This window comes from Sphaerisporangium viridialbum (genome assembly GCF_049674955.1).
In the GTDB taxonomy this organism is placed as follows: Bacteria; Actinomycetota; Actinomycetes; order Streptosporangiales; family Streptosporangiaceae; genus Sphaerisporangium; species Sphaerisporangium viridialbum.
The window spans coordinates 8,386,519-8,400,727 of the sequence record NZ_CP187232.1 but is presented as its reverse complement, the minus strand read 5'-3'; the positions used below and the strand labels follow the sequence as shown (position 1 = coordinate 8,400,727).

At 72.0% G+C, this 14,209-nt stretch carries 5 protein-coding genes; 3 read left to right on the top strand and 2 right to left on the bottom strand.

What is annotated here, in order from left to right:
• Positions 1–26: 26 nt before the first annotated feature.
• From ACOZ38_RS37745 to ACOZ38_RS37735, 3 genes are read left to right on the top strand one after another with little or no spacing between them, the layout of a single operon-like run.
• Entirely contained in the window at positions 27–233 is a 207-nt protein-coding gene (locus ACOZ38_RS37745) for an MbtH family protein (RefSeq protein ID WP_424535752.1), read from the top strand.
• A complete protein-coding gene (locus ACOZ38_RS37740; protein ID WP_424535751.1) occupies positions 230–1,204 on the top strand; it encodes an LLM class flavin-dependent oxidoreductase in 975 nt (324 codons plus the stop codon). Before ACOZ38_RS37745 ends, ACOZ38_RS37740 begins: the two co-directional genes overlap by 4 nt.
• A complete protein-coding gene (locus ACOZ38_RS37735) occupies positions 1,205–3,454 on the top strand; it encodes a lantibiotic dehydratase (RefSeq protein WP_424535750.1) in 2,250 nt (749 codons plus the stop codon). It abuts the gene before it with no gap.
• Positions 3,455–3,616: 162 nt separating this feature from the next.
• On the opposite strand, the gene ACOZ38_RS37730 is transcribed toward ACOZ38_RS37735, so the two are convergent.
• Together ACOZ38_RS37730 and ACOZ38_RS37725 are read right to left on the bottom strand one after the other, a co-directional pair.
• Complete coding sequence (locus tag ACOZ38_RS37730) at positions 3,617–9,151, bottom strand: SDR family NAD(P)-dependent oxidoreductase (protein ID WP_424535749.1); 5,535 nt, start codon at positions 9,149–9,151, stop codon at positions 3,617–3,619.
• Positions 9,148–13,953, bottom strand: coding sequence for an amino acid adenylation domain-containing protein (locus ACOZ38_RS37725; protein WP_424537159.1), 4,806 nt, complete (start codon positions 13,951–13,953; stop codon positions 9,148–9,150). The genes ACOZ38_RS37730 and ACOZ38_RS37725 overlap by 4 nt, the downstream gene beginning before the upstream one ends.
• Positions 13,954–14,209 lie beyond the last annotated feature (256 nt).

Below are 14,209 nucleotides of genomic sequence, written 5' to 3'. Positions count from 1 at the left end.
GGGGACATCCGGGTCAGGATTGGGGCGTGTTCGAGGATGATGACACCTGCATGTACCGGGTGGTGCTCAACGATGAGGACCAGTACTCCATCTGGCCGGCGAACCGGCCGATGCCGAGTGGCTGGCGGGCGGAGGGCACGGAAGGCGCCAAGGACGACTGCCTCGCTCGTATCGACGAGGTCTGGACGGACATGCGGCCGCGCAGCCTGCGGCTGAGAATGGACGGCGAATGAGCCACCGAGTGGGAATCGTCCACGCGCCCCAGTACCTTCCGCTGCGGGAGACCCTGCACCGCGCCGTCATGGGCGACGAGCTGGGGGCCTCTTCCCAGTGGCTGATCCAGATGCCGAACCAGCCCGACAGCTCCGTCATCATCGCCGGCATGGCCGTCAGGACGGAGCGGTCCATGCTCGGGAACGCCATCCTGCCGCTCTACTCCCGCCCGCCCGTCCTCATGGCCCAGGCGGCCATGACGCTGGACGACCTCTCGGGCGGCCGGTTCGCTCTCGGGCTCGGCCTCGGGCACCGGGGCGTCGGCGAGTGGATGGTGGGAGCCGGGAAGGCGCCGCATCCGACGGAGGGCATGCGCGAATATCTGCAGATCGCGGCCGACCTCATCAGGAACGGCGCGGTCGACCACGACGGCACCTGGTTCAGCGGGCACGCCATGCACCCGCCCACCACGTCCCGGCGTCCCGGCCTGCCCATCTACGTTGGGGCTTTCGGGCCGCGCATGCTCGAGCTCGCCGCCGAGCTCGCCGACGGCGTGGTGTTGTGGATGTGCACCGCCGAATATGTCCGCGATCAGGTCATCCCCGCGCTGCGCCGGGGCTTCGCCAAGCGCGCCGACGGCAGGTATCCGGACGGGCGAGGTTTCGACGTGGCCGCCGTGGTCAGCGCGGCGGTGACCGACGACCCGGAGGAGGACCGCGAGTCGTTCACCGGTTACCTCTCCGAGTACCTGCGCGTGCCGACCTACCGGCGCCTCTTCTCTGCCAGCGGCTTCGATGCCCAAGTCAGAATGGGCCGCGCGGACGACGCGATGTTCCAGGCGCTGTCCGTGCGGGGCACGCCCGAGCAGGCCCGAGCCCGGTTCGAGGAGTACGTGGCCGCGGGCGCAACGCATCTGGTGATCTCACCTCTCGGCAGCGCATACACAAGCCGCGACCGCTGGAGCGCCACGCTCCGGGCCGGGCTGGACTGAATGGACTCATGGCGGCCATGGCCCGATGTCGTCGTCCGCGGCACGGGCTTTCCTGTCTCGGCGCTCCTCGACCTGGCCGACCCCGTTACTGCCGAGACGGCGCTCACGGACGACCCGGACTCCGGGCGCCTGCGGGAGAGCTGGCACGAGGGCATAAGACGCACTGGCGTACGACTCCTGCTCATGGCAGAGGAGGAACGTTTCCGCACGGCCCTGCTCTGGCAGAACCCCGCCGCGATCGACGGCGTCGTCGGCTGGCTGCGGCGCCACGAGGATCCGTACCGGCGCAACCAGGACAGGCGGCGCAAGGAGGCGACCCTCGCCAGGTACGCCCAGCGCTATCACGCCCGCAACGAGACGATCGGTTTCTTCGGCCCGTACTCCTGGGCCGTCTTCGACGACGACGTCCCCTATCTTGAGGCCTCGCCGGGTCCCGGCCTGGTCGCCCGCCGATCGGTGCACTTCGAGGACTGGGCGATCGACGCGGTGGCGGCGGCGCTCGCCGAGGATCCCGCGCTGCGTCGCAGGTTCCCCGCGGCGCGCCTCCCCGGCGTGGCCGTCACGGGAACCCTGGTGATAGGGCCGGACGGCGCCGCCCGCCGCCTCACCGCCATGCAGGCCGCAGTGCTGGCTGCCGTCGACGGAACGAGGATCCCCCGGGACATCACCGCCGATCTGCGCTGGCGTGGCACGCCGGGCGTCCGCGGCGAGGACGAGGTCCTCGCCGCGCTCGGCGAGCTCCAGGCCGCGGGGCTGATCGCCTGGCGGCCCGATGTGCCTCAGGACGCCTGGCCGGAGCGTGCGCTGCGCGACAGGCTCACACGGGCGGCGCCGCACGCCGTCCCGGCCCTCGACCGGCTCGAATCACACCTCAGCACCGTCGAGTCGGCCGCTGGGAAACCTGAGGCGCTGGAGAAGGCGTTGGCCGCCCTCGACGCGGATCTGGCCGCACTCATCGGCGCGGCCCCGATCCGCGCGAAGGATCAGCGCCCGACGGGCAGGCGCGCCGTCTACGAGGAGTGCGAGCGGGATCTGCGGCTCAGTCTGGGCGCGGGTCTGCGAGATGCGCTCGTACCGCCCATGTCCCTGGTGCTCACCAGTGCCCGTTGGCTGACCTGGAGGTTCGGGACCTGCCTGGAGGCGCTCGTGGAGCGCCTGTACGGCGAGATCGCCGAGACGGGGCGGCCGTTGCCGCTCGGGCTGCTCGTCCGGCGGTTCCTCGACCTGCGCAGCGACCAATCCTGGTACACGGCGGCGGCCGAGGAGTTCCAACGCGTCTGGCATGAGGTGCTGGCGTACGAGCCGGGTGCGCGGCGCGTGACGAGGACCGTCGCCGACCTGGCCCCTTCGATCCGCGAGCACTTCGCCGCACCCTTCCCCGGCTGGTACGGCGCGGCCTTCCACAGCCCGGACGTCATGATCGCCGCACGCGGCGCCGCCGAGGCTCGCGCCGGCCGCTTCGAGCTCGTGCTCGGCGAGATGCACCCCGCCATGGTCACCGTGGACTCCGCCACCTTCGCCGAGTTCCACCCCGACCCGGCCCGCCTGCGCCGCCTCGCGGATGCCGGGCCGGCCCGGCATCCGCGCGTCGTCCCCCTCTATCCCCGGTCCGGCGAGTTCACCGGGCGGGACTACCCCACCCCCGAGCTGTACTCCGACCGCTACTGGTACATGTCCTTCGCCCCGGGCAACGGGCAGCGGGCCGCACCGGCGGGGCGGCGCCTGGAGCTGGCGGACCTGATCGCCCAGCGCGACCCGGACGACCCGTCGAAGATCGTCGTCCCCGTCCCCGGCGGGGCGCGCCTCGGCGTCCTCGACGTCTTCGGGGAGATCGCCCAGGAGCAGCTCGGCGACCTCTTCCGCCCGCTCGCGCCACACCCGCATACCCCCAGGGTCACGGTCGACAGGCTCGTGATCGCCCGCGAGGCGTGGCGAGTGCCTGCTGTCGAGATCCCCGGCTGGGACGAGGTCGACGAGGCCGCCGCCTACGTCCGCGTACGGCGCTGGGCGCGGGACCTCGGGATGCCCCGCTTCGTGTTCTGGCGGGCCGGTCTCCGGCAAAAGCCGGTCTACCTGGACTTCGACAGTCCGCTTTTGGTCGGCGTGTTCCTGGCCGGAGTGCGGAGGAGCGGGGGTGTCGTCGCCGTGATGGAGATGCATCCCGATCCGCACCACGCCTGGTTGCCGGGCGGCGACGGACGCGCCTGCACCAGCGAGCTGCGACTGGTGTTCACCGACCCCCTCGCCTGACGACCCCTTGGCCTGGGCAGGCCCTCGCCCGGCAGTCCCCCTTGCCCGAAGCCCGCCTTGTCTGAGAGCAGGCGACCCGCCGTACACGGATTCGAGGTATCGACGCGCGCGCAAAGGGCACGGCCCAGCCGCCGCAGCGACCAGGGCCGCGCCCTTGTTGGGTTACCTGTTCAGCAGGGCGAGCACCTCCGCGGCCTCGCGCTCGGACATGGCCTTCACCTTCTCCAGCAGGGACTCCTCGATCGTGGCGGCCAGCCGGCGGACCGTCGGCCGCTCGAAGAGGGAGCCAACAGGCAGGTCGACATCGAAGCGTTCGCGCATCCTGGCTCCGAGCTGCACCGCGACCAGCGAGTTCCCGCCGAGCTCGAAGAAGTCGTCCTCGGCCCCGACCTCACTCACGCCCAGGGACTGGGCCCACAGGGACGCGAGCACGGCCTCGACCCCCGTCGCGGGCTCGACGTAGGGGGTGTCGAGGAAGCGCTCCATGGTGCCCGCGGCGGTGAGCTGCGCGTTCGCCAGCTCCTGCTCGATCACGTCGCTGTTGAGATCGGCCGTACGGCGCAGGTTCCGCGCCAGGCCCTCGGGACAGACCACTACGTGGCCGGCGAGCGAGGTGTCCAGCAGTCGGCGCAGCACATCCGCCCCGTACTCCGGCGTGATGCCCCAGTCGGAGACCGCGCCCCGGTCCTCGGGATCGACCGACACAGTCGGCCGCGTCTCGTCTCCCCGGACCGACGCGATGATTGCCTCGTGGTCGATCCGGCGGAGGGAGTAGCCCTCGACCCGCACGAGTTCACGGCCCTCGTCGTCGATCAGGGTAATGTCGGAGCTGACTATCTCGCCGTCGCCCGCGTCCAAGTGCCGTACGTGCGAGAAGAACCGCGGCGGCAGCGGACGCCGGACGATGATCCGCTGGTACGAGAAGGGCAGATACTGATCGCCCCGGGACCGCAGGATGGGCAGATGCTGGCTGTTGGAGACGGCGTCGTCGAACAGCGACGGATGTAGGGCGAACCTGTCGCACTCGGAGTGGAACTCCGGGCGCAGCTCCAGCCGCGCGATCTCCTCTCCCTCGCCGACCCGGACCAGGCCGACGTTGTTCCAGTGCGCCCCGAACCTGACGATCGCGCTGCTGTCGAGCTTGGAGTCGTCGTACTGCAGCTCGGCGCAGGCGGCCTTGATGGCCTCGAGGTCGTGACCGGGCGCGGGCGTCGCCTCCCGCACCCTGACCCGCGCCTTGACGTGCTCGGTCCAGTTCGCGTGCCCGCGTACGACGGGCGCGGTGATGATGGTGGCGTCGTACTCGTCGCCCTCCTCCCTGAGGACGACACGCAGCTCCCTCGGGCCGGCGACGACGGCGGGGCCGAGGAAGATGACGTCGCTGATCTCCACCTCGGCACCGGTCGGGCCGGCCGCCAGGCCGGCCGCCTCGTGGATCAGCTCGAGGCAGTACGTGCCGGGCAACACGGCCGCCCCCCCGATCCGATGCTCAGTCAGCGCCCAGTGCCCGTCGGGCTGCAGCAGCGCCGAGAAGATCGCGTCGCTGGTGCGGTCGCGGACGCGCCGGTCGAGCAGCGGCGCGTCGACGTCCTCGTAGCGGATGCCGCTCTGCAGCTCCCGGAAGAGATGCGGCGCGGACTCCTCTGCCTCCGACGCCATCCCGACCTCGTTCCACATCCCCCAGCCAATCGACAGCACGGGCGCGCCGCGGGTGCTGAGACGGCGGGCGAAGGCGTCGAGGAAGCAGTTGGCGGCACAGTAGTCGACGAGGCCGAACGTGCCGACCACCGCCGCGATCGAGGAGAAGAGCACGAGGAACGCGCCGCTATCCCCGAGCACGCGATGCAGGGAGAGGGTGCCCGCGACCTTGGGCCGGAGCACCTCCTCGGCCTCCTCGCGCGTGCGCACGGCGAGCATTCCGCCCGCCGTCACGCCCGCAGAGTGGAACACCCCGTCGATCCCGCCGAAGCGCTCCTCGGCGGCGGCCGCCAGCGCCCTGAGCTGCGCCTCGTCTCCGATGTCGCAGCTTGCGACCATGATCTCGCCGCCCGCGGCCTCGATCTCCAGGAGCCGCCGGAGCCGCGAGCGCAGGTGCTCATCGGCGGTCTCGTCGGCGAGCAGGGCGTCCCAGCACTCGCGCTCGGGGAACCCGGACCGGCTGGCGAGGACCAGCCGTGCCCGCACCGCCCGGGCGAGATCCAGCGCCACGGTGAGACCGATTCCGCCGAGCCCGCCGGTGATCAGGTATGTCCCGTCCGGCTTCAGGAGCGCGGGCACCCCGCCAGGGCCGGGCATGGGCAGCCTGTCGTACGACCATGTCCAGCGCTTCCTGCCCCGCCAGCCGATCTGCACGTCATCGCCTGGAGTGTGGATCTCTCCCAGCAACTGGCCTGCCACGGCCTCGTCGCTCAGCGTGCAGGGCACCTGGATGTCCACGCTGCGGCAGGTGACTCCGGAGATCTCCCGGTTGATGAGCTGAACCGGTCCGAGCAGGAGGGCCTTGGCCGGTTCGATCGGCTCGTCGCCTGCGATCTCCTGGACGCCGGCGCTCACCACGGTGATGGCGATCGGATGTTCGGGGGAGCGACGGTCGACCTCCTGGGCGAGGAACATGAGCGAGTAGAACCCGGTGTCGGCGACCGCACTCACGTGGGCTTCGTCGAGCACGTCGCGGACGGGCTCGACCGCCGTCCAGCCGTGCACGATGTGGGTTGGGGTGGATCCGGCGGCGAACCTGTCGAAGAGCCGCTGATAATCGCCCCGGCTGCCCGGGAGGAGAGCGACGCGCATCGCGTCGATCTCGGCGAAGTCCGTGCCGGGGATCACCATGGTCACCTCGGCGCCGTCCGCCGCGAGCCGCCTGCCGAGCGCCTCCACGGGGCCCCGGGCCGGGCTGAAGATCAGCCAACGCGCCCCGAGAGCAGCGGCAGGGACGTCCAGGGGCAGCGGGCTCTCACGCCACGTCGTCCTGAAGACCGCCCGCTCGACCGGAAGCAGGTCGGGTTCGTCCGCGTTGGCCTCGGCGGCTTGGGTCTCCGGGTCGGGGTCCACCCAGAAGCGCTGCCGCTCGTAGGGGTACTCGGGCAGCGGCGTCTTGCGGCGGCGTCCCCGCCCGGCGGCCCAGTCCAGGTCCACCCCGGTCGCCCACAGCCGGCCCGCCGCGGCCAGGAATGTCATTTCGTCGTCAGTCTCCCGGAGGGGGTGACGCATGGTCGGCACGATAGGCGTGCCCTGGCCGGTCAGACACTGTTTGGCCAGCGTGGTCAGGCTCTCTCCCGGACCGGCCTCCACCAGGACGACGGCCTGGTCGGCGCCGACGGCGACCAGGCCGTCGGCGAACCTGACTGGCTGGCGTAGGTGCTGAGCCCAGTAGGCCGGGTCCATGGCCTGCTCGTCGGTGATCCAGGTGCCCGTGACGTTCGAGACGAAAGGTATGGTCGGCGGCTTCGGGGCCGTCTTCGCCACGGCCTCCTGGAACGGCGCCAGCGCGGACTCCATGAGAGCGGAGTGGAACGCGTGCGACGTGTGGAGCCTGCGGCCCTCGATGCCCTGGCGGCGGAGGGTCTCATCGAAGTCGGCGATCGCCTCCTCGGGACCGGCGACCACGGTCACGTGCGTGGCGTTCGCCGCGGCGATCTCCACCTCTCCGTAGACCATGGCTGCCAGCAGGCTCTCCTGCATCGGTACGGCGAGCATGGCGCCGCGCGGCATGGACTGCATCAGCTGGCCCCGCGTGGCCACCAGGTCGAGCGCGCACTCCAGCGAGAACACACCGGCGACGTGGGCCGCGACGTACTCGCCGACGCTGTGCCCGATCATCGCGGCGGGCCAGATCCCCCACGACTCCAGGAGGCGCGCCATAGCGTACTCGACGGTGAATAGCGCGGGCTGCGTCAGGCGGGTCTCGGCGAGTTGCCGGGCCGCGTCCTCCTCCTGCCCCGGCTCGGGGTAGAACAGTCCCCGCAGGTCGAGGCCGAGCCGGCCCCGCAGGTGCTCTGCGCAGTGGTTGACCGCGTCGCGGAACGTCTGCTGCCGCTCGTAGAGGTCGCGTCCCATGCTCGGGTGCTGCGCCCCCTGTCCGGGGAACATCAGGGCCACCGTGCGTGGCACGGCCGCGGACGAGGAGACGACGACCTGCGGCCCCTTGGCCATGCCGAGCAGGGCCGCGGCCTCTCCCGACTCCCGGGCGACCACGGCTCTGCGGTGCGGGTGCTCCGCGCGGCCCGTCTGCATCGTCCTGGCGACGGCGGGCAGCGGGAGCCCGGGGTTGTCGCGCAGATGCACCGCCAGTCGCCGGGCCGCCTGCTCGGCCGCCGCGGGTGTCTTGGCGGACACGGGGATGAGCTGCCAGCGGTCCGCAGGCTCCGCTGGCTCCGGCTCCGGCGCGGGCGGCTCCTCGACGATGAGATGGGCGTTGGTGCCGCCGATCCCGAACGAGCTGACGCCCGCGCGACGCGGGTTCGCCCAGCGTGGCCATTCGCGCAGGCTCGTGTTGATGAAGAACGGGCTGTCCTCCAGCTCGATGGCCGGGTTGACCTCGTTCACGTTGATGCTCGGGGGCAGTTGCTCGTGCTCCAGCGCCAGGCAGACCTTGATGAGCCCGGCCACGCCGGCCGCCGGGCCGAGATGGCCCACGTTGGGCTTCACCGAGCCGATGCCGCAGTACTGCTCGCCCTCGGCTCCGGCAAGCCGGAAGGCCCGGGAGAGGGCGGTCACCTCGATGGGGTCGCCCACCAGCGTGCCCGTCCCGTGCGCCTCGACGTAGGTGACCGACTCGGGGTGGATCTCGGCGGCGGCCAGCGCCTCCAGCACCAGCTTCGTCTGGCCCTCGATCCCGGGGGCGGTAAAGCCGGCCCGCGCCGAGCCGTCGTTGTTCACGGCCGAGCCCCGGATGACGGCGTAGATGTGGTCCCCATCCGCGCGGGCGTCGGCCAGGCGCTTGAGGGTAACGACCCCCACCCCGGTGCTGAAGATCGTGCCGCTGGCCTTCGCGTCGAAGGCCCGGCAGTGGCCGTCGCGGGACATGATCCCGCCTTCGAGCCACCAGTAGCCCTCGCCGTACGGAAGCTCGACCTCGACGCCTCCAGCCAGCGCCATGTCGCATTCGCCCAACCGCAGGGCCTGGCACGCCAGGTGCACGGCCACCAGGGAGGTGGAGCAGGCGGTCTGCACGTTCACGGCCGGTCCCTGCAGGCCCAGCCGGTACGCGACCGCCGTCGCGAGGTAGTCGGGATGGTTGCTGACCGCGATGCTCATGCCGCCCGCGGCCCGCCGGACCGCGCGGTTCCGCTTGACATAGTTCTCGCCGTAGAAGTCGTTGGCGCCCCCGCCGTACACCCCCACGGCTCCGTCGTAACGCGACAGCACGCAGCCGGCGTCCTCCAACGCCGAGTGGCACGTCTCGAGGAAAAGGCGGCCCTGCGGATCCCGGATCTGAGCCTCGAGAGGGGTGAACCCGAAGAACCGGGCGTCGAACCCCTCCATGTCCTCGATCATCGGGGCTGCCTTGACGTACGCGTCCTCGCCCAGCTGCCAGTCGGGCAGCCCTCGCTCCCGCAGCTCCTCGTCCGAGAGGAACGTGATGGATTCGACGCCCTCGGTCAGGTTCCGCCAGTACTCTCGCACGTCGCGGGCGCCAGGGAACCGTCCCGCCAGGCCGATGATCGCGATGTGGTCGTCGCGCAAGTCGGCGCTCATGTCTCGCCTCCTGAAGGTGATAAGCGGCGGGCCGCCAGACGACGCGCCCGTTCGGCTTGGTGCTCGCCACGGCCGGTCTCCCGCCTGGTGGTCATCGCAGTCGACCGGCTGCCGCGCAAATGCCGGGCCAGTGCCCGGACGCTCGCGTATTCGTAGAGGGTCAGTAGTGGGATCTCGACGTCCCAGCGGTCCTTGAGCGCGGCCTGGACCGCCAGCATCCGGACGGAGGAGCCGCCGAGGTCGAAGAAGTTCTCGTCGAGCTCCACCCGATCCAAGAGGAGCACCTCCGCCCATATCCCGGCGATCACGTTCTCCGCGTCGCCGGCGTCCGCGACGGTCACCGGGCCCCGCCGGGGTGTCGAGGGGAGCGGAAGGGCGGCGCGGTCGATCTTGCCGTTCGGGGTCATCGGCAGTTCCTCCACCAGCACCAGGGCCGAAGGCAGCGCGTGCGCGGGTAGGTCGGCACGCAGGTCGGCCCGGAGACGGTCGAGAGCCGGGCGGGAGCCGTCCGCGCCCGCCACGTAGCTGACGAGCCGGGACCCGCCGGGACCTGGGCGGGCGACCGTGACGCACTCGCGCACGTACGGCAGGCGCGTCGCGAAGACGTCCACCTCGCCGGGCTCCACCCTGAATCCGGAGATCTTCACCTGGTCGTCGGCCCTGCCGTACACGCGCACGCGCCCGCCGGGCAGGTGCCGCCCGAGATCGCCGGTGTCGTAGACCCGGCCCCTGCCGTGCGTCAGGTACGGCGTCCGCACGGTGACGCGGCCCAGCTCCCCCGGCGCGGCGGGCTGGCCCCCGGCTCCGACGACGACCAGCTCGACGCCTTCGATCCCGCACCCGACCGGAACCCGCCCGGTGAAGGTCTCGGACGGCGAGATCTCCTGCCAGCTCATGGCCTGCGGCGTCTCGGTGGACCCGTAGAAATTGACGAGGGAGGCGTTGGGCGCCAGCTGGCGCGCGAGATCCACGTCCGCGCCGAGCAGCGCGTCGCCGCCCGAAACCAGGAGGCGCAGCGCGGTCAGCGGGGCCTGGGCCGCCGCCGCCAGCATTCTGATCAACGGAGGCGTCACATGGGCCACGGTGACGGCCTTGGCACGCAGCCAGCGCGCCAGTTCCCTCGGGGCACGGAGCGCTCCGGACGGCGGGACGCACAGAACGCCTCCGGCGTACAGAGGGGCGAACACGTCCCGTAGCACAGGGTCATGGGCGACGCCGGACAGCAGCGCGAACCTGTCGGAGGGGGACAGCGCGAACCGGTCGGCGTACCACTTCAGGAAGTGGGCGACGGGCGTCTGGCCGCCGAAGACCGGGGCGGGCTCCCCCGTGGTCCCGGAGGTGAACGCGACATACGCGAGTGGTTCCGCGGGCGTCCCACGGAGCGAGGGACCCACCCGCGGCCCGTCCTCCGCCCTGGCCCACACGGTCGCGACCGCGCCGGCCCGCTCCGCCTGGGCGGCCAGCCGCCGCTCGGGATATGCCGGATCGAGCAGGCAGAAGGCCGCGCCGGCGGCCAGGACGCCGAGGAGGGTCGCGGGCAGGGCGGCGCAGCGCTCAGCGCGCACGGCGACCACGTCGCCCGGGCCCAGACCGGCCTCGCGCAAGTCGCGGGCGACAGCGCCCGCCCACGCTCCGAGCTGTGCGTATGTCACCTCGCCGGCCTCTGATTCGACGGCCACGGCGTCCCGCCGCCCACGCGCCCGCGCCGCCACGGTCGCGGTGATCGGCGCGTGCTCCTTCGGCTCCGCGACCGGCCGCTCCCGCCGTACGGTCAGCGCGTGCTCCTCGAACGGCAGGTCGGGGTCGGCCGCCGCGCGCAGCAGCAGCCGACGGTACTGGACGAGCAGGGCAGCCATCTGGTCGCGATCGCAGCGCTTCTCGTTGAAGACCAGCTCGACGCTCAGGCCGTCCGGAAGATCGGTGACGTAGACGTTGAGGTCGAAGATCGCGCCGGCAGGCGGGGCGTCGAGGATCTCCGTCTGGAGCCCGACGAACGCGGGCGCGGGATCCGGCGGGCCGAGATGGTTGAACCATACGGTCAGCGGGACCTCGCCCACCGCGCGCTGTACCACGTCGAAGGGGATCTCCTGGTTCGCGGCAGCGTCGGCGACGAGGGAGCGGGTCTGCCGCAGCAGGCTGGCGAAGCTCATTCCGGGCGGCAGCCGGAACCTGAGCGGAACGGTGTTCACGAAGAAACCCGCCAGCTTCTCGGTGCCGGGCACGAAACGGTCCCCGAAGGGCGCGCCCACGATCAGGTCCCGCTGGCCCGACCAGCGGGACAGCAGCGCGGCGAAGGCACCCAGCAGCACGGTGAAGACGGTGGTCCGATGCTCGGCGGCCAGCCACCGCACCACCTCCGCCACCTCGCCGCCCAGCAGCAGCCGGCGGGTGCCCACGCCTTCCAACGACCGGAGCGGCTCGGGCAGCGCGGGAGGGGGCGGGACGTTGCGCAGCCGCTCGCGCCAGTGGTCGAGCTGGCCATCGAGTTCACCGTCGCGCAGCCGCCGGGCGTACCACACGGCGAAGTTGAGATAGGTCGGGGCGGTTCCGGGCGGCCCGGGCCGCTCACCCACGGCCAGGGCCGAGTAGATCACTCCGAGGTCGTCGAGCAGGATGCGCATGGTCCAGCCGTCGGAGACGAGATGGTGCAGGACGAGCACGAGAAGGTGCTCGCCGGAGCCGGTCCTGGTCAGCGAGGCCCGAAGGAGCGGCGGATCGGCGAGGTCGAAGGGCCGCCGGACGAACTCCTCCAGACCGTCCCCGCCCCCGTCTTCGAAGAACTCGATCGCGGGAGCCGCAACGACCCGCTGGACGGGACCGTCCGGCGTCGCCGCGAACGCCGTCCGCAGGGCGGGGTGGCGTGCCACGAGCAGGTCGAGCGACGCCCGGAGCACGTCGCGGTCGAGCGGCCCGGAGATCCGGACGACCGTGGGGATGTTGTACGCCGCGAGCCCGCCGCCGACCTGGTGCAGCGCCCACAGCCGGTGCTGGCCGGGCGACAGAGGTCCCTCCGTACGGCCAGGGTCGGCCGGGATCGGAGGCAGGACGCCCGCCCCCGAGACCAGCCGGGCCAGCTCACCTACGGTGGGATGGCGCAGGACGGCCCCCGGCGGCACGTGCGCGCCTGTCTCCTCCATCAGCCGGGCCGCCATCCGCGCTGCGAGCAGCGAGTCGCCGCCCAGCTCGAAGAAGTCCAGGTCGGTCCGCGCGACCTCGACCCCGAGGAACTCGGACCAGATCCGGGCGACCGCCGCCTCTGCCGGCGACCGGCCGGGGACGCGCCTCACCCCGGTCTCCGGCTCCGGCAGCCGTCGGCTGTCCAGTTTCCCGCCCGGGGTCACCGGGAGCTCCGGCACGAAGACGAGCGCCGCGGGCACTGCGGCGGGCGCGAGCCGGGCGGCCGCGAACCGGCGGATCTCGGCCTCGGCCTCCCAGGCTTCGGCCTCGCCGCCGGTCACCAGGTACGCGACCAGTTCCGTCGTGCCCGCGGCGACGCGTGGCACGACAGCGGCCGCGCGCACCCGCGGATGGGATATCAGGACGGCCTCGATCTCCGCGGGCTGGATCCGGACCCCGTGGACCTTCACCTGGTCGTCGGTTCTCCCCAGGTGCAGAAGGTCGCCGGATGGCAGCCGGGCCACGCGGTCGCCCGTGCGGTAGAGGCGGGCGCCGCCGGGACCGGCGACGAATCTGGCGGCGGTCATGGCGGCGTCCGCGAGGTAACCGCGGGCGAGGTGCCGGCCGCCGACATAAAGCTCGCCCTCGTCGGCGGGGCGCATCTTCTCGTCGAGCACGTGCAGGTCGGTGCCCGCGAAGGCCCGGCCGATCGGCACCCCTCCCGTCGCCGGTGGAGGATCCGGGACTTCGTAGTAGGTGCTGTCGATCGTCGCCTCGGTGAGGCCATAGATGTTGAAGACGCGGACCCTCCGCCCTGTCACCTCGCGGACGGCCGCGTAGTCGGCGGCGGTCAGGCTCTCACCACCCGACACCAGGCAGCTCATGAAGTCGAGCCGCCCGCCCGTCTCCCGCAGATGGGCGACCAGGGGGCGTAACAGGGAGGGTGTCAGGTTGGCGAAGTCGACGCCGCTGTCGCGCATGAGGGCGTGCAGGGCCGCTGGGCTGAGCAGGACCTCGCGCGGGCAGACCACGAGCCGGGCGCCGGTGAGCAGGCCGCGCACCAGGTCGCCGATCGCGACGTCGAAGCCGAGGCCGGCGACCTGGAGGACGACGTTCGACTCGGTGCCGAACCGGTAGACCTCCGTCCAGGCGTCCAGGATCGACAACAGTGAGCGGTGGCTGACCCCGACGCACTTCGGCCGCCCGGTCGTGCCGGAGGTGTAGATGACGTACGCCAGATCGTCCGGCCGCACCTCGCTGCCCCCTGGGCTGGGGCGGTCCCCCACGGCGGCCCTGGGGCCGTCACCGGCCGCCAGGCGATCGGGGTGCAGCACGGACCCGGTGTAGAAGGCGGCGCGCGGGCGCAGCCCGGCCTGAGTGAGGAGGGCCGCGGGAGGTGTCTCCTCGAACATGTCGCGCAGCCGCGCACGCGGTGTCTGCGGGTCCACGGCGAGGAGAGCGGCCCCTGCCTTCCATACCCCGAGCGCACAGGCGGCGACAACTGCCGAGCGCTCCAGGTACACGGCGACCGGCATTCCGGCGCCCACGCCGCTCGCACCGAGCTGCTCCGCGATGTGATCCGCCCACACGTCGATCTCCCGCCGACTGAACGTGCGCCGCCCCTCCTGGACAGCCGGGGCGCCGGGGGAGGAGCGCGCGAGATCCGCGAAACGCAGGTGAAGCATGTCAGTCACGGCGCCGCCTCCCGGGAGCACGCGGCCCGGCGAGCGGGTCCTCCATGTGTCGGGCGGAGGCGAGACCGGGACCGAGCCGGCCCCGGACGAGGCGGTTCGCCGACGGGACATGTCGATGCACGGCACCAAGATTCATGGCATCGAGGAGAGCGGACAACGCATGCCGGCGATCGTGGCGAGAAGTCGACAGGTATCTGACAGCGGTCTCAGTCGGCGCCCGGCCACTCCGGTCCGGCGCGTTTCGCTA